The organism is Acinetobacter sp. ANC 5045 (assembly GCF_004331005.1).
GTDB classification, from domain to species: domain Bacteria; phylum Pseudomonadota; class Gammaproteobacteria; order Pseudomonadales; family Moraxellaceae; genus Acinetobacter; species Acinetobacter towneri.
The window spans coordinates 428,109-444,756 of record NZ_SJNS01000001.1; the positions used below are offsets into that span (position 1 = coordinate 428,109).

Here is a 16,648-nt window from a genome sequence, read left to right on the forward strand (position 1 = left end):
CCCATGATTTTTATAAAATTAAAATGAGAAACATACGCATTTGCAATATAACTTAAAAATTCCCATATATAAAACAACTGCTTGGCAAAACTTAGCTTTAAAAATGACAATACAATGATTTTGCATCATTTTGTAAATATTGAAAGAAACCATACTTTGACGCTCAAGTATCGTAAAAAACGCCTAAAAAGCGGATTTTAAAACCCAGCTGCTTTATGATAGTAACGAGTTCCATCACTTTCTTAAAATAATGACAAATCTAAATACATCTGCACCCATTTTAGTCACAGGCGCAACAGGCTATATTGCCAGTTGGGTCATTAAAAACCTGCTTGAACAAGGACATACCGTACACGCGACGGTGCGTGATCTGAATAAAACCCACAGTTTTCAACATCTGACTGATATCGCGGCAAAAAGCACAGGCAACTTACAATTATTCCAAGCCAACTTACTTGAAGAAGGTGCTTTTGATGCCGCCATGCAAGGTTGTGAAATCGTGCTGCACATGGCCTCGCCTTTTGTGGTCACCAATTATAAAGATGCAGTTAAAGACATTATTGAACCTGCCGTCATAGGCACCAAAAATGTATTAAACAGCGTTAATCGTACTGCATCGGTAAAGCGTGTAGTGGTGACTTCAAGTATTGCTGCAACCTACGGCGATGCGATTGATATTTTAAATACGGCCAATAATCGCTTTGATGAAAGTCACTGGAATACTAGCAGCAGCCCTGAGCATCAGCCTTATCCTTATTCAAAAGTGGCAGCCGAACGCAAAGCTTGGGAAATGGCAAAGGCACAAAACCGCTGGGATTTGGTCTGTATCAACCCTGCTTTGGTGCTTGGCCCATCGTTGACCAAAAACACCCAATCGGGCAGCGTGGAAGTGTTATTGCAGTTTGCCAACGGTATGACCTTGGCAGGTGTCCCTGCTATGTGGAATGGCATTGTCGATGTGCGTGATGTTGCCGATGCTCACATTCAGGCCGCATTCAACCCTGCTGCTGAAGGTCGCTATATTATTAGCGGTGGCACACTCAGCTTATTGGAAATGGGCAAAATTTTAGCGCAGCACTTTGGACGTAAATACCCTTTCCCACGCAATCAGTTACCTAAATTTGCCTTTAAAGCCTTTGGCCCTCTACTTGGTTTTCCCCGTAAATTTGTGGAACTGAATATGGGCTACCCAATTTATTTTAATGCGGAAAAAAGTCAGCATGAATTGGGTATGCACTACCGCAATATTGAAACCAGTCTAGTCGAACATTTTCAGCAACTCATTGATGATGGCATTGTGAAGAAACGTTAAACCTTCGACTTCTCTCAGTAAAAACCAAGGCACTTCATCGTTGAAGTGCCTTTGTACCTATTAGTGGATAAAATGTAGGATGATGCTTATTCAAGCACACCATATTCCTGCATCAGCTGAATAAACTCAGCTTCATTCATGACCTGCACACCCAACTTCTCGGCTTTTTCCAGCTTTGAGCCAGCTTTCTCACCCGCCACGACACATTTGGTTTTACCCGAAACACTACCACTCACCCGTGCACCCAAAGCCTGCAACAACTGAGTCGCTTCATCGCGTCCCATTTGGCTCAACGTCCCTGTAATCACCCAACTTTCACCATTCAAAGGCTGACGTGTCGGTGCAATCGGAGCATCCCAATGAATGCCTGCAGCTAATAAACGATCCAACACTTCTAAATTATGCGGCGCTTGGAAAAAGTCCAAAATCCATTCTGCCGTAATATCTCCCACATCTGGAGTTTTCTTTAACGCTTCTAAATCAGCTTCACGCAAAGCCTCTAAAGTCTGAAAAGTATTGGCAAGCATCCGCGCGGTGGTTTCGCCCACACCACGAATTCCCAAGGCATAAATAAACGCAGCCAAAGTAGTTTTTTTGCTGTTTTCAATCGAGTCAATCAAGTTTTGAACCGACTTCTCACCCATTTTTTCAATGCCGAGCAAAATGTCGCGGTGTTCGTGTAAATGATAAATATCAGCCACATTTTGTAGCAAGTTCAGATGCAGTAATGACTCCACCCAACGATCACCCAAACCTTCAATATCCATGGCTTTACGTGACACAAAATGACGAATCGCTTCAATACGCTGTGCCGCACAATACAAACCGCCTGAACAACGCGCCAAAGCCTCACCTTCAGGCATCACCACAGGCGAATCACACACAGGGCATTGTTCAGGTAAATGCACTTCTTGCGCATCGGCAAGGCGAAATTCAGGCCAGACTTTTTCAACTTTGGGAATCACATCACCACTACGGTAAACACTGACCGTATCGCCTAAACGCACATCCAAACGGTGAATTTCACCAATATTATGCAAAGTAACATTGGATACCGTCACACCACCTACCGCAACGGGGTTTAAACGTGCCACAGGCGTCAACGTACCTGTGCGCCCCACTTGCCAATCAATATTTTCAATGGTGGTTAAAGCGGCAACTGCAGGGAATTTATAGGCAGTCGCCCAGCGCGGCTCACGACTTAAAAAGCCCAATTGCTGTTGCTGTTTCAAGTCATTGACCTTGACCACCATGCCATCAATTTCAACGCTTAAATTCGGACGCTCAAGGTTAATTTGCTCATAGGCCGCCTGAACATCTTGAATGCTCTTGCAGACAAAATGACGTTCGCCAATTTCAAAACCAAACTGCCCCAACCATGCCAAACTGTCGGACATGGTGCTTTGTCCATGAGGCGGCACACATTGCGCAATGCCATAAGCATAGAATGCTAAAGGACGTGAAGCCGCAATATTCGGGTCTAACTGACGCAAACTGCCTGCTGCTGCATTGCGTGGATTGGCAAAGGTTTTTTCACCTTTGGCTGTATTGGCCGCATTGAGTTTTTCAAAACCAAGTTTTGGCATCAACACTTCACCACGCACTTCCAAAAATTCAGGAATAGCCGTTTCTGTCGCACTCAAAACTTTCGGTAAATTGCGGATAGTTTTGACGTTGTGGGTAATGTCTTCCCCTGTTTCCCCATCACCACGGGTCACACCACGCACTAAAACACCATGTTCATACCAAAGTGAAATCGCCAAACCATCAAATTTGAGTTCGACATCGTATTCAATATTTTGGTTGGGCAAACGCTCTTCGACACGTCTTGCAAAGGCAAATAATTCTTCCTGATTAAACACATTGCCTAAAGACAACATTGGCACAGCATGTGTAACCGTGGTGAACTTTGCCAAAGGTGTGCCACCGACTTTATTGGTCGGTGTATCGGGTTGAACTAAATCTGGATACTGTTGTTCCAACGCTTTTAGTTGATGGAAAAGCTGATCATATTCACTGTCTGCAATTGTCGGTTGATCCATCACATAATAGGCATGATTGTGCTTGGCAAGCAGTTGAATCAATTGACGCATTTGCGCCACGACGGTTAAATCTACAGACATATTTTCCACCATAAAAAAGGGCGGTCTTGTTCCGCCCTTCAATTTTTTCTATGTAGCGCATGCTACAGCTTGTATTGCTGCGCACATTATAAAAATGCGGCTGCAAAGTTGCAATTTATCCTACTGCACTCAGTTCATTTGCCAAACACTTGACGTAGCTTATACCCAGTACGAGATCGCAATTCTAGACATGACTTGCCTGACCAGCACGATAATCTATCGCCTGATGACGCCAGTGTTCACGTAATTGTGGAGTAAACTCTAAATGGTTTTGGTCATAGACCGTTCCATCAATTTCACGTGCAATCAGTCCTGAAATGCTGACCATGGTATCAAAGGCATTTTGCACATCGCTGTGCGGCAAAGCGAGGAAGAACGCTAAACCTTTAACTTGTTCGCTCGATAAAGTTTCTAAATCAAAACCATCTGCGCCTTCATCATTAATTTGTAAAACTGAAAATAATAATTTAGTGCCATCTTCGTTATAGCGATGGAAACATGACATTTCACCGAAACGTAAACCATATTTCATCAAGACTTTTAAGGCTTTATCGCCCGAAAGTATGCGACGTTCAGGGAAGACATTCAGCGCGATAAAAGATTCAGCGGTTGCCAAGGCACTTTCTTCATCCATGATTTTTTGTTCATGCAAATGCGAATCTAAAATGCTGCTTTCTTCATTAAATTCTGAAATTTCGGCAGTTTCAATGTGTTGATTCAGACTGTATTCAGTCGAAGCTTTGTTTTGCTCGACAGTCTGCGCATTCGGTTCAGTTTCTACAATCACTTGCTGAATTTCATCCGATAATGAATATTCTGAAGTTGTCGCTGTCGGGCTTGGCGTGTCTTGTGCAACTTCAGACTTCGATATCGTTGTGGATGGATCAAGCTCAGAATTTTCTGTATTTGCCTGCAAACTCGGTTCAACTTTGTCAGTTTCTGTGCTTGAAGAAGCCACGACATCATCCGTTAAAGCCTGTGGTTCAGACTTGGCAGGCGCATCTTGCGTAACTTCATCTACCTTTAAAGTCGGCTCCACACGCGGTGGCGTAGCGTCGCTTTGCAATTGGTCACGTACATGGCGTGGAATAATCGGTTTTTGGCTTTCTGCATTAAATTGCAGTTCCGAATCTAAGGATGGCGCTGAATCTACAGGTTTTTTTAGAATCATTTTCAAACCAAACGCCATGATCACAATAGCGATGACAATTCCAACGATTGTGGTGATTTCCATATTATGCCTCCGCGACTAGGCCGTATTCTGCGGCTTCTTCTAAATTTACGGTTACTAATTTTGAGGTTCCCGGTTCAGGCATGGTAACACCTAAGAGGTCGGTTGCCATCGTCATAGCAAGTTTATTATGTGTAATGTAAATGAATTGCACTTGTTCAGAAAGTTCTTTTACTAAATTACAAAAGCGCCCCACGTTAGCATCATCTAACGGTGCATCAACTTCATCGAGTACGCAAAATGGCGCTGGGTTTAAACGGAAGATTGCAAAAACCAAAGCCAAAGCTGTCAGTGCTTTTTCACCCCCTGAAAGTAAGGCCAAAGAACTGTTGCGCTTACCCGGTGGACGCGCCATCAATTTCACCCCAGATTGCCAGTCATCTTCCAAGCTCAGACTCGCTTCACCGCCATTAAAGACTTTAGGAAACAACTCCTGCAATTCGGTATTCACCTGATCAAAAGTATTCATAAACAGTTTACGAGTTTCCTGATCAATACTTTTCATTGCCGCCTGTAACTGCGAAACGGTATTTTCCAAGTCTTCAATTTGATGGCTTAATTCTGCAAAACGGGCAGATACTTCTTCATATTCTTCCGAAGCCGCCAAATTGACCGCACCCAATTTATCAAACTGTTGCTGCGCTTTCGCCAGTTTTTGTTGATGCGCAGCGACATCAATCTGCAAACCTGTGATGATCTCGCTGTTTAAATCTTTTAACTGTTCAGAATAATGCTGATAGTCCGACTTTGCCGATTGCCATGCCAAGCGCTTTTCTTCGAGTTTGGCACGTAATTGTTCATCTTGCTGCTGTTGCTGCTGCCGTTGCTCGGTCAGTTGCTGCTGTTTGGACTGCACACTGTTCAATTCCACTTGCCATTCCTGCCAAGTTTTTTGCAGCTTTTCAGTCTGCTGCTGCTGCTCTGAAAACTGAGTTTCCAAGTCAGGCAATTCCAACTGAACAGGATCGACAAACTTTTTGGCTTGTTCCATTTGCGCCACAATTTGTTGATATTGTGCTTTTAAGAAAGTGGCATCTTTTTCTAACAGTTCAATTTGCTGCTGAGTTTGTACCGCTTGACAACGTAACAGATCCACTTCTTGTTGCTGCTGCTGAAACTGTTGCTGTGAACTATCCAGCTGCTCATTCAGCTGCTCGACCTGAAATTGCAAGATTTTATACTGCGGTAAGGCTTGCTCAAGTTTAAAAGCCAAAGCATGCAAATCAATTTCCAGATCATCTTTTTGCATGGCATCTTCTTCAAGCTGCTCATCTAATTGTGCCAATTGATGCTGTAATTGCTGTTGCTGTACTGCAAAAGCCCGTGCCGCACTTTCGGCTTTCGCCATTTGCACATCTAGCGTTTGCAAGGCTTGCTGTTGCTGTTTGAGCTGTTGCTGTTGTTGCTGCAATTGCTGCTGCAACTGTTTTACCTGTTGCTGCAATTCAGGCAGTTGCTGTTCTGCTTGCTCATATTGTGGCAGTTGCAACGCCAACGCCTGTTCAATTTCATCCAAGCGAATCCGATGGCTTAATGCCCCTTGCCCTGCCTGTGCCGCTTCATCATAAAACAGCCCGATTACCCAGTCTGCTCCCACATGATAACCATCTAAACTAAGGATAGACTGCCCTGCTTGTAATTGCACTTGCAATGCCAAAGCCTGCGATAAACTTTCTGTAATTGCGACACTTTGCCACAAGCTACTTTGCGGTGAAGCAATCCAGTCACTGAGCGACTCACACCCCGAAAGCTGTATTTTTGATGTTTTTGAATCTACAGCCAAATGAATTTTTAGCTGACGTGCGCGGCTGTCCTGAAATTCAATATCTGCTTCTACCACCTGCGCAGATAACCATTTAGCCAAGAACTTTTCAATTAAATTGGCATGTGGTTTCGCCACATCTGCAAGTTGTAATACTTGCATCAACTGCACCACATCGGTTTGGGCTTTTGGACTTTGCTTAATGAGCAATTGATTGAGGTTTTTCTGTTCTGACTGCAAAATCTGAATCTCAGATTTTAAGGTCGCACACTGTGCTTTGTGCTCATTATAGTTGGTCTGCAACGTGGCGAGTTGCTGAGTGCTGTCTTGAATATTCTGTTCTAGTGTTAGCATTTCAGCCTGCAAGCGGGTCTTTTCGTCTTGCAGTTGTTGCATTCCCTCTTGCTGATCTTGCGGCTGAATTTGTGCAAACTGCTGTGTCAGGGTTTGTTTTTGCTGTTCAATACGGCTGATATTTTTGGCTAACTGCTCACTTTGCGCCTGCATGTGCACATGCTTTTGTTGTTGCTGTTCTACTTGCGCTTTGACTTGGGCATATTGTGCAGCTTGGGTTTGTTGCTGTGCTTTTAAATCCTGAAATTGCTGGCTCTGCTGCTGCGCCAAATGATCTTGCTGCTGTAGATTTTCCTGTTGGTTTTCTTGCTGATCGACCAAACTCTCTAGCTGCAATTCAATCAACTGCAAACGCTCTTTGGTTTGTGCTTTTTGTTGTTCAAGCTGCGATAAAGTCGCGGTATTTTGCTGAAACAAACTTTGTTTTTGTTCCAAAGTCATTTTCAGTTCAGCCAGTTTCTTTTCTGCCTGTTGCCATTCTTGCTGTAGCGGTGTCGATTGCTGAATCAAACGCTGAAACAACTCACTGGTCGCAGTTAAGTCATGTTCCAAAGTGGTCAGCTCAGAGCGCACCAATTTAAAACTTTCCCCTAACTCATTCATACTCAGGGTATATTCTTGCTGTAAACGTGCACTTTGTTCACACTGAAAAGACAACACTTCGACTTTAATGGTGCGAATTTCGCTCTCAAGCGCTTTGTATTGAATTGCTGTTTCTGACTGACGTTTTAAGGTTTTTAATTGCGATTTTAGTTCTGAAGCAATATCTTCCAAACGCGCCAAGTTCTGCGTGGTGTGATCCAAATGCAGCATGGTTTCACGACGACGCGCCTGATAACGTGACACGCCTGCCGCTTCTTCAATAAACACCCGCATTTCTTCAGGTTTAGCATCAACCAAACGATTAATCATGCCCTGTTCAATAATTGCATAAGAACGCGGGCCTAAACCTGTACCCAGAAAAATATCGGTGATGTCACGACGACGACACTTGGTTCCATTTAAAAAATATTCAGACTTACCATCACGGTTGACCTGCCGACGTACCGACAGTTCATTATAGGCGTTATAAGCACCGCCCAATTTGCCATAGGTATTGTCAAAACGCAGTTCAACACTGGCTACACCTACAGGTTTGCGTTTGGCAGTTCCTGTGAAAATTACATCCTGCATACTGCCGCCACGCAACTGGCGCGCACTAGATTCGCCCATCACCCAACGAATGGCGTCAATCACATTGGATTTACCACAACCATTCGGCCCCACCACAGCGGTACGGTTGGCTTTAAAATGTAAGGTCGTACTGTCGGCAAAAGATTTGAAGCCAGAAAGTTTTAAACTGCTTAAACGCATAATGTCCCAATTAACGGCGTGAACGTCTTGCCCATGCAAGCTCGATCTGTTTCATACGGGTCAGAGATTCCAACACCAAGTTGCGCAAGTGTCGGCAAAAATCTTCCATAAATAAAGTGGCTTGTTGTGATTTTCTGCTTAAAATTGCATCACTCACCAGTTTAAATAATTCAAAAGATTCTTGTAACTCCCGACGCGAAGTATTTAAGGTCAAAAAGTAACTGCGTCTTAACGATGGCAATAACTCTTGATAGAACTTCATTAAATATAAATTTCCCACCATATCAGGCTGCCGTGCCAGATATTGAAAAATTAAATCATAAAACTTTTCAGTATTGCCCAAGCGACATTGCTCTGCCAGTTGCAGCAAAAGTTGTTGTAAGGCTTCAGCTTCATGCATTCGCCACGTGTCCGCAATACGCTGCACAATATAACCCAATAACAAACTGCTGCTGTCAAACAAAGCTCGGACTTGCTGTGCCGACATTTCCGACACAATTGCACCACGACGTGGAAAAATTTCAATCAGATGAGTACGTTGCAATAACAACAGCGCTTCACGTACCGAACCACGACTCACGTCCAGTTCTTTGGCGATGCGCAATTCCTGAATACGCTCACCTTCAACCAAATCACCGCTAATAATCTGTTCTGCGATGTGTCGGGCAATTTGTTCCGATAAACTTTCTGATTCTTGTTGTTGCATACTGTTCCTATCTTGTTTTTATAAGATGCAGTGATGAAAATTCGGAGCTACTCTCATTTAAGACATCTCAGGATCATCCTTCGACTGCAAGCATAGCTCCGATACAAGCATCTTTCTTTTTACTGCGAAACAGATCACAACGCCATGACATTGTCCGACAATTTCATGGCGCTAGAGCCAATTTTACATGGCTTAAAACAAAGAAAATAGCGACTCAACTTAGAAAAATACTCGCATACCCTGATATACAAAATAACAGCCAACGGTGGTCAGCAAGCAGGCAAAACATTTTTTCAACATCGCTGGCGATAACAAATGTGCCACTTTCGCACCAACTTTGGCAGTAATAAAGCTCATCACACTAATGCCTATAAATGCATAAATGTGGATATAACCAATGGTATTGGGTACTGCAACTTCGGCTTGCTTACCAAACCACATAAAGCCTAATGCGCCCGCCACCGCAATTGGCAAACCACAAGCGGCTGAGGTTGCTACCGCTTTTTGCATGACCACGCCGTAACGGTTTAAGTACGGCACTGTTAAACTGCCACCGCCAATCCCAAAAATTGCAGAGGCAATGCCAATCCCACCGCCCGCCATGACTTGCTTTGCAGTTGAAGGCAAATGATGTGAAGGATCAACCGCAATATTTGCGCCTCTAAACATCTTAAAAGCCACCCACAGTGCAAAACCGCCAATTAATAATTGTAAGCCTTGCCCCGAAAGGAAATCGGCAATACCTGCACCAACAAATGCACCCACAATTAAACCAGGCGCAAGATTACGAAATACAGGCCACATCACCGCACCTTTTTTATGGTGTGCCGTAACTGAGCTGATCGAAGTTACAATAATGGTTGCCAATGATGTCCCCACCGCCATGTGCATTAACACCGATGGGTCATAATTGAGTTGAGTGAACACAATATATAAAATTGGCACAATAATTAAGCCGCCGCCCACGCCAAACAGCCCTGCTGCAAATCCAGCAATTGCACCAATCAATAAATATATGATTAACTCCATAAATATATTCCACTATTTGTAAATTCGTATGGATGTAGAAACCCGACAACTGCAACAACAACTCACAGAAGCAGGACAGCTTCCAGAAGTACTCATCCTGAAGCCGATTACCACTTCCACCAATGATGATGTACGGGAAATTGCACAAAAAGGTGTGCAGAGTGTCTTGGTATGCAGTACCAGACAAACGCATGGTCGAGGACAACGTCAACGGCAATGGGTATCACCCGAAGGGAACATCTATTTAAGCACATTGCTAAATTTACGAACACCTGTAAATGGGCGTTTGGCTTTAGAAATTGCGTTAAATATCTTGCAAATGCCGAGTCTACAGGCGCTGAATCTACAAGTAAAATGGCCAAATGACTTATACAGCCCGCAAGGCAAATGGGGCGGCATCTTAATTGAGCCAATTTCTGCACAGCAAGTCATTGTTGGGGTTGGGCTTAATCTTGCACCTGTCAGCTCAGCAGTTATTGATCAAAAAACCACATCTTTAACCGAACTGGGTTTGGTATCTATTGATCGTGTGCGCCTGATCGCAGAGCTTTATCTTGCCATTCAACAAGCCTGCGACTGGTTTAATCACGATTGCTATAATTTGGCATCTCGCTTCAATCATCATGCCGCATTTATGCAACAACAAGTTGAATTTGAACATTTTAAAGGTACTTGTCAGGGTACTTTTTTAGGCATTCAGGATGATGGCGCAGTGCAAATTGAAACGGCACAAGGGCTTGAAGTTTTTTATCAGGGACGTTTACGCCCTATCGATCATGCCGAGTCATCTTCATGAAAAATTTATGGCTAGATATTGGTAACACCCGCCTGAAATATTGGGTCACAGAACAAGACCGCATCATCGAACATGAAGCAGAATTGCATTTGCAATCTCCTGCCGATTTGTTGCTGGGTTTGATTCAACACTTTAAAAGTCTGAATGTGCATAAAGTAGGCGTGTCATCGGTACAAGATCAGAAGAATAATCAACGCATTCACTTGATTTTAAAAACCCTGAAAGTGCCTGTGATTTATGCCAAAGTGCATGCAGATTATGCAGGTTTGCATTGTGAATATGATATTCAACAACTGGGGATAGACCGCTGGTTGCAAGTGCTTGCCGTGGCAAATGACCCACAAGAAAATTATTGTGTCATTAGTTGTGGTACGGCGCTGACTATTGATTTGGCGGATGGACTGACGCATTTAGGCGGCTATATTTTACCGAACTTATATTTGCAACGTGATGCACTGATTCAAAACACCAAAGGCATTAAAATTCCCGATGCTGCATTTGATGAACTCACCCCAGGACGCAGCACCATTGATGCTGTTCATCATGGTATTTTACTCGGCTTGCTCAGCACCATTGAGCATGTAATTCGACAGTCACCACGTAAACTGATTTTAACGGGTGGCGATGCACCGCTGTTTGCCAAATTCTTGCAGCAATATCAACCGCAAGTCGAGCAAGATTTATTGCTCAAAGGTTTGCAGCGTTATATTCAATATGCAACCCATGAAGTGCACTAAAAACCAAACATTGCTCCATCTACGCTGATAAATCTTTCGGTGTAGCTGTCATCTACGAATAAAGAACAACAAAAAAGCAGGCGCATTTTTATGCGCCTGCTTTTTTAACACTTTGATTCTAAGATGTTTTTAACAATTATTTCTTGGTTGGGTCGTTGCCACCAAACAATGGCCCCATACCGCCGCCACTGAATTGCTTTTGTAAACCGCCCAGTGAACGCATCATTTTTACCATGCCCGATGGATTGGCAAATTTTTTCATCATTTTTGCCATTTGTGCATGTTGCTTGATCAACTTATTCACTTCTGACACATCCATACCACAACCCGCAGCAATACGTTTTTTACGGCTTGGATTCATCAGGTCTGGGTTACGACGCTCTTTGATGGTCATCGACTGGATAATCGCTTCCATCTTTTTCACTTGCTTTTCAGGATTGGCTTGCGCAATTGCATCTTGAATACCTGAGTTGCTCATGCCAGGCAACTTATCTAAGAAGCCCATCATGCCGCCCATTTTATTCATTTGTTCAAACTGCATCAGCATATCTTCAAAGTTGAAGCTGCCGCCTTTTTGCAGTTTTTTCGCCATTTTTTCGGCTTTTTCTTTGTCGATTTTACGTTCAACTTCTTCGACCAAAGACAGCACGTCACCCATGCCCAAAATACGTTGTGCAACACGTTCTGGGTGGAATGGCTCTAGGGCATCGAGTTTTTCACCCATCCCCAAGAATTTAATTGGTTTACCCGTAATCGCACGAACTGAAAGTGCTGCACCACCGCGCGCATCACCATCAGTTTTAGTAAGGATTACACCTGTTAATGGCAAGGCATCATTAAAGGCTTTGGCTGTATTTGCCGCATCCTGACCCGTCATGGCATCGACCACGAACAAGGTTTCAGTCGGTTTAATCGCTGAATGTAATGCCTTGATTTCATCCATCATGTCATCATCGACGTGCAAACGACCTGCAGTATCGACAATTAACACATCAGCAAACTGAATTTTTGCCTGTTCGATGGCACGGTTGGCAATATCGACAGGGTTTTCATTGGCATTTGAGTCAAAGAAAATTGCGCCAACTTCGCCTGCAACCGTTTGTAGCTGTTTAATTGCCGCAGGACGGTAAACGTCGGCAGACACCATCGCCACTTTTTTCTTTTGACGTTCTTGTAAGAAACGTGCCAATTTTGCTGCAGTGGTGGTTTTACCCGCACCCTGCAAACCTGCCAATAACACCACAACCGGTGGCTTGGCAGCAAGGTCAAGGCTTTCATTGGCCTCGCCCATCATTTTTGTGAGTTCGTCATAGACAATTTTGACGAACGCCTGACCAGGGGATAACTGAGTCATCACTTCCTGACCCAATGCCTCTTCCTTAACTTTCGCGATGAATTCACGAGTTACAGGTAACGCCACATCGGCTTCAAGAAGTGCCATACGTACTTCACGTAACGTATCTTTAATATTGTCTTCGGTTAGCTGCCCTGAGCCAGTAACATTTCTTAAACTCTGCGTGAGTCGTTCTGTTAAGGTATCAAACATTGCAAATTCCGCTTAAAATAGCCATTAGCAAAAAAATGTTTCTTTAAAATAGAAAATTTATGCACAAGATGCTATAGGATACTGTAGTTCGCATCGAATTTATATAAATGAATATTCATCATCCTGAAAAAGGTTTGACATGATCAGTCTCCCCTTGGTTTATACGATTTTAGCATTAATCGCTTATACCAGTTCTTTTTGGTATTTATTTTCACATTTAATGTCTAAACGTGCGCCAAATCACTGGTTTATTCGTTCTCTGCTCAGTTTGGGCTTATTGCTGCATGCTGCCGTGTTGTATAACGATATGTGGACGCCGATGGGTGTCAACTACAACGTGTTTAACCTAATGTCATTTACTGCGGGTTTAATGTTGTTATTGAGCTTGCTGTTCAGCAGTTACCGACCTGTAATTGCGCTAAATTTGATTGGTATTCCTGTAGCAGCAGTAGGTTTAATTGCAGGTTTTTCATTCAGCCAACATAATTTATTTATTAACCAAAACTCGATTGGTTTAGATATTCATATTATTTTATCGCTGTCTGCTTATGCCGTATTGTTGATGGCGACCATTCATGCCGTGCTCATGTGGTTTCAAAACCGCGAACTGAAAAACAAACAAAAACGTCGGGTTTGGGTAAATTTGCTGCCGTCTTTGCAAGATATGGAATCTTTGCTGTTTGATATGTTGATTGCAGGTTTTGCCTTACTCACAGTCGCACTAGGTTTTGGTTTCTTTACGGTAGAACATTTCTTTGCACAGCATTTAGCACATAAAACTGCCTTTAGTATTATTTCTTGGTTTGTCTATGGGTCGTTGTTACTTGGGCGTTATAAGTTTGGTTGGCGTGGACAAAAAGCGATTCGCTTTACCATTATTGGCTTCTTTTTATTGGCGCTCGGTTTTATTGGTTCTAAATTTGTGTTGGAAATGATTTTGAGTAAGTAAGGTGTTTTTATTTTGCTCATTCAAAGTGTAGGATGATCAATTATTTAATAGCATAGTCGAGGGGGAATGGGCTGTTTAAATTAAGCCAATCATTTAAATGATTTCTAACGATGTAAGAACTCAATTAAAAGATCTAGTCTAGGATGCACATCAACTGCATGGACTAGATAAAACTTGAGATACAGATCACTGTGTCAAATAAAACAGCTTAAATACCAGAACCTTAGCTACAACCACTTCAATTCAAAACCCTTTTCCTAGACAACCCACAGAAAAAAACGTATAACTCCACTTTTGTTTGAACTGGCAGCATCTTGTGAAACTGATTCTTGCACCCATGGAAGGCTTAACCGACCCCATCATGCGTGATGTAATCACGTCTGTAGGCAGTTTTGACTGGTGTGTAACAGAGTTTATTCGGGTCACAGACAGCATTTTGCCAGACCATATCTACCACACCTATTGCCCAGAACTACTCACCAATGGCAAAACTGCGGCAGGTACGCCTGTGCATGTTCAGTTTTTGGGGAATAATCCTGAAATGTTAGCCGCCAATGCAGCCAAAGTTGCGGCTATGGGTGCACCTGCAATTGATATGAACTTTGGCTGCCCTGCCAAAACAGTCAATCGGCATCGTGGCGGTTCAGTTTTACTTGATGAACCCGAAGTAGTATATGAACTGGTTAAAGCGGTTCGCGATGCCGTTCCTGCTCATATTCCAGTTTCTGCCAAAATGCGTCTAGGCTATATGGATCGGAACTTCATGCTAGAAAATGCGCACGCCATTGAAGATGCAGGCGCAGCATGGGTTACAGTACATGCACGTACCAAAGCCGATGGCTATACGCCTCCCGCATTTTGGGATCAGCTACGTCCTATTCGTGAAGCCTTGAAGATTAACGTCATCGCCAATGGTGAAATTTGGAACAATGCCGATGCCAAACAATGCCAGTTAGAATCGGGCTGTGAAAATTTGATGATTGGTCGTGGTGCGGTCACCACCCCAGATTTGACCCAATGTATTCGTCAAAATTCAGACCTGCCTTTGCTGAGTTGGCAAGATTTGCTGCAACTACAAATTCGCTTTATTCACGGCCCTGCCAAAACAGAAATTGGGATGCTGGGACGTTATAAACAATGGCTCGGCATGATGTCGAAACATTATCCCGAAGCCAAAGCTTTGTGGGATGAAATCAAGCGTCTGAAAAAGCTGGATGAAATCATTGAAAAATTAGTCGCGCACACGACTTAAACATTGAATCCATCAAACTCAAGCTTCATCTAAAAAATTTCAGCTTTTATTAGGGTCTGCTGACAATTCGTCTATGTTTGCGGCGATGCATATTTTTTAGCTGATATAAGGCATGGGACAGGAAATTTAGTCATTCTAAATGACTGGCACATAACGCAATAGCAGCAAAAAATATGCTCGCCCTGAAAGGCTGTGGCTAAAACTTTCTCAGATTGTGTTATGAAACTTAGCAATAGTCTCGCTATTACTTGCGTTTCATGCCTGATCTGCTCAGTTTTAGCCTACAGCGCAAGCCATTTATGAAATGTCAAAAGCCCCTAGTGAATATCGGCTATTCAACCTTGCTGACAAAGCTTGGCATTTCCCATGCACTGCCTGCAAAACCTTTGCATTGTCCTGCATCGAATTGATAGCTTTTGACAAACTGCTGACCATTCCACGCCCACTCAATTTGACTGAAACAATCGCCAATTCCACGCCCTTTTTGATAGGCAAAAATCTGTCCATTGCTAAATTCTGAAGCAGAATCAGTTACAAATTGCTGTATCTTTTGCAGTTTTTTATCCATAACCCAATAAGCCACACCCCAATTATAAGCCCCTCGCCAACAGCTTGCCTCAACCAACACGCTATCTTGATTTAAGGGATAAATATGAATCTGCTGTTCTGCTTGTTCAGGTTCAAACAGCATATAACAATCTTCACGATCTACGGTTTTTTGTAAAATTGGATATAACTTTTCTGCACTGGCCGCGGTAAGCACCTGTGCTTTGGCGGTTCGGTGTTGAGGCTGCATGAGAATGTTAATTTTAGGCATCGCTTGCGCTTTTAAGACCTGCGTGGATGCTTGATTGCCTTTTGCCAATATTGCGGAGTCTGTACCCACACGTTTTTGAAATTCATCCATTTTTAGCAACACTGCACTCATGCCTGCATCAGACAATTTCCAGCGTTGTTGACCATATTTTAACTCGATCACGACATGCTGACGCGCCTGCGCCAACAGCTTTTGCACACTGGCAGCAGATAAATTGGCGATACTTTCATGAAAGTTTAATTGTTGCAAAGTGCGTCCATTTAAAAATAAAGTCGCTTGAGCAATATCTTCTTGAATTTGCAATTGCCCTTGTACAGCACTCTTTGCACCTGCTTGACGGGTCAATAACATACTGATCGGTTGTTCAAAATCATCATCGCTTTGGTAGCCTGCGGCACGGCAGGTTCCTGTATTATCACAGGCCAACTCCCAATCTTGATGCTGAAAATACAGTCCTTGCAAAGCAGTCGACTGGCTTGAAGCAATCGTTTTTTCAGCAGTGATCGGTGCTGCAAAAATACCAACACTACCGAATAAACCACTGATCGCCAGCAATATTTTTAGATTGCATCTGAAATTCATAATCTTCGCAACTCCTGAAATGGTCATCTATAATTCAACGGCTCAATCAAAGCTAAATTTAGCACCTTGCCTACTCAGCTCAATAAAAAAGCACGCCAG

At 43.2% G+C, this 16,648-nt stretch carries 12 protein-coding genes; 5 read left to right on the forward strand and 7 right to left on the reverse strand.

All coding sequences use genetic code 11. The features are described from left to right. Positions 1–250: 250 nt before the first annotated feature. Positions 251–1,312 carry an SDR family oxidoreductase gene (locus E0H79_RS02190; RefSeq protein ID WP_131260711.1) on the forward strand — a complete coding sequence of 354 codons (1,062 nt, stop codon included), beginning with the start codon at positions 251–253 and terminating at the stop codon, positions 1,310–1,312. Positions 1,313–1,398: 86 nt separating this feature from the next. Here E0H79_RS02190 and ligA read toward each other — a convergent pair whose 3' ends face one another. From ligA to E0H79_RS02215, 5 genes are all read right to left on the reverse strand, one after another. Then, positions 1,399–3,435 carry an NAD-dependent DNA ligase LigA gene (gene ligA, locus E0H79_RS02195; protein ID WP_131260712.1) on the reverse strand — a complete coding sequence of 679 codons (2,037 nt, stop codon included), beginning with the start codon at positions 3,433–3,435 and terminating at the stop codon, positions 1,399–1,401. 184 nt (positions 3,436–3,619) lie between these two features. Continuing rightward, positions 3,620–4,669: a cell division protein ZipA C-terminal FtsZ-binding domain-containing protein gene (locus E0H79_RS02200; RefSeq protein WP_131260713.1), complete on the reverse strand. Its 1,050-nt coding sequence runs from the start codon at positions 4,667–4,669 to the stop codon at positions 3,620–3,622. 1 nt (position 4,670) lies between these two features. Further along, complete coding sequence (gene smc / locus E0H79_RS02205) at positions 4,671–8,135, reverse strand: chromosome segregation protein SMC (protein WP_131260714.1); 3,465 nt, start codon at positions 8,133–8,135, stop codon at positions 4,671–4,673. Positions 8,136–8,145: 10 nt separating this feature from the next. After that, positions 8,146–8,841 carry a GntR family transcriptional regulator gene (locus E0H79_RS02210; protein WP_004972365.1) on the reverse strand — a complete coding sequence of 232 codons (696 nt, stop codon included), beginning with the start codon at positions 8,839–8,841 and terminating at the stop codon, positions 8,146–8,148. 219 nt (positions 8,842–9,060) lie between these two features. Continuing rightward, entirely contained in the window at positions 9,061–9,870 is an 810-nt protein-coding gene (locus E0H79_RS02215; RefSeq protein ID WP_004972366.1) for a sulfite exporter TauE/SafE family protein, read from the reverse strand. Between the two features lie 28 nt (positions 9,871–9,898). Here E0H79_RS02215 and E0H79_RS02220 point away from each other — a divergent pair, with 28 nt between their 5' ends. Both E0H79_RS02220 and E0H79_RS02225 read left to right on the forward strand, forming a co-directional pair. Further along, positions 9,899–10,666 (forward strand): biotin--[acetyl-CoA-carboxylase] ligase, encoded by a 768-nt coding sequence (locus E0H79_RS02220; protein ID WP_004972369.1) that lies wholly within the window; start codon positions 9,899–9,901, stop codon positions 10,664–10,666. Next, positions 10,663–11,403 carry a type III pantothenate kinase gene (locus E0H79_RS02225; protein WP_131260715.1) on the forward strand — a complete coding sequence of 247 codons (741 nt, stop codon included), beginning with the start codon at positions 10,663–10,665 and terminating at the stop codon, positions 11,401–11,403. The genes E0H79_RS02220 and E0H79_RS02225 overlap by 4 nt, the downstream gene beginning before the upstream one ends. A gap of 136 nt (positions 11,404–11,539) precedes the next feature. Here E0H79_RS02225 and ffh read toward each other — a convergent pair whose 3' ends face one another. Continuing rightward, the gene (gene ffh / locus E0H79_RS02230; RefSeq protein ID WP_131260716.1) at positions 11,540–12,949 is read right to left on the reverse strand and encodes a signal recognition particle protein; all 1,410 of its coding nucleotides are present in this window, start codon (positions 12,947–12,949) and stop codon (positions 11,540–11,542) included. A 139-nt stretch (positions 12,950–13,088) separates the two neighbouring features. Between ffh and E0H79_RS02235 the strand changes: the two genes are divergently transcribed. After that, on the forward strand, positions 13,089–13,898 hold the full coding sequence (locus E0H79_RS02235) for a cytochrome C assembly family protein (RefSeq protein ID WP_004972376.1): 810 nt from the start codon (positions 13,089–13,091) through the stop codon (positions 13,896–13,898). 316 nt (positions 13,899–14,214) lie between these two features. After that, entirely contained in the window at positions 14,215–15,150 is a 936-nt protein-coding gene (locus tag E0H79_RS02240; RefSeq protein ID WP_213072756.1) for a tRNA dihydrouridine synthase, read from the forward strand. A gap of 331 nt (positions 15,151–15,481) precedes the next feature. Here the strand turns inward: E0H79_RS02240 and E0H79_RS02245 are convergent, their stop codons facing one another. Continuing rightward, on the reverse strand, positions 15,482–16,549 hold the full coding sequence (locus tag E0H79_RS02245) for a DUF1176 domain-containing protein (RefSeq protein WP_131260717.1): 1,068 nt from the start codon (positions 16,547–16,549) through the stop codon (positions 15,482–15,484). Positions 16,550–16,648: the final 99 nt, after the last annotated feature.

What these genes read in the sequence shown, in the direction of transcription:
- E0H79_RS02190 (WP_131260711.1), top strand. Translation starts at nt 251, where the DNA reads ATGACAAATCTAAATACATCTGCACCCATTTTAGTCACAGGCGCAACA.
- ligA (WP_131260712.1), bottom strand. Translation starts at nt 3,435, where the DNA reads ATGTCTGTAGATTTAACCGTCGTGGCGCAAATGCGTCAATTGATTCAA.
- E0H79_RS02200 (WP_131260713.1), bottom strand. Translation starts at nt 4,669, where the DNA reads ATGGAAATCACCACAATCGTTGGAATTGTCATCGCTATTGTGATCATG.
- smc (WP_131260714.1), bottom strand. Translation starts at nt 8,135, where the DNA reads ATGCGTTTAAGCAGTTTAAAACTTTCTGGCTTCAAATCTTTTGCCGAC.
- E0H79_RS02210 (WP_004972365.1), bottom strand. Translation starts at nt 8,841, where the DNA reads ATGCAACAACAAGAATCAGAAAGTTTATCGGAACAAATTGCCCGACAC.
- E0H79_RS02215 (WP_004972366.1), bottom strand. Translation starts at nt 9,870, where the DNA reads ATGGAGTTAATCATATATTTATTGATTGGTGCAATTGCTGGATTTGCA.
- E0H79_RS02220 (WP_004972369.1), top strand. Translation starts at nt 9,899, where the DNA reads ATGGATGTAGAAACCCGACAACTGCAACAACAACTCACAGAAGCAGGA.
- E0H79_RS02225 (WP_131260715.1), top strand. Translation starts at nt 10,663, where the DNA reads ATGAAAAATTTATGGCTAGATATTGGTAACACCCGCCTGAAATATTGG.
- ffh (WP_131260716.1), bottom strand. Translation starts at nt 12,949, where the DNA reads ATGTTTGATACCTTAACAGAACGACTCACGCAGAGTTTAAGAAATGTT.
- E0H79_RS02235 (WP_004972376.1), top strand. Translation starts at nt 13,089, where the DNA reads ATGATCAGTCTCCCCTTGGTTTATACGATTTTAGCATTAATCGCTTAT.
- E0H79_RS02245 (WP_131260717.1), bottom strand. Translation starts at nt 16,549, where the DNA reads ATGAATTTCAGATGCAATCTAAAAATATTGCTGGCGATCAGTGGTTTA.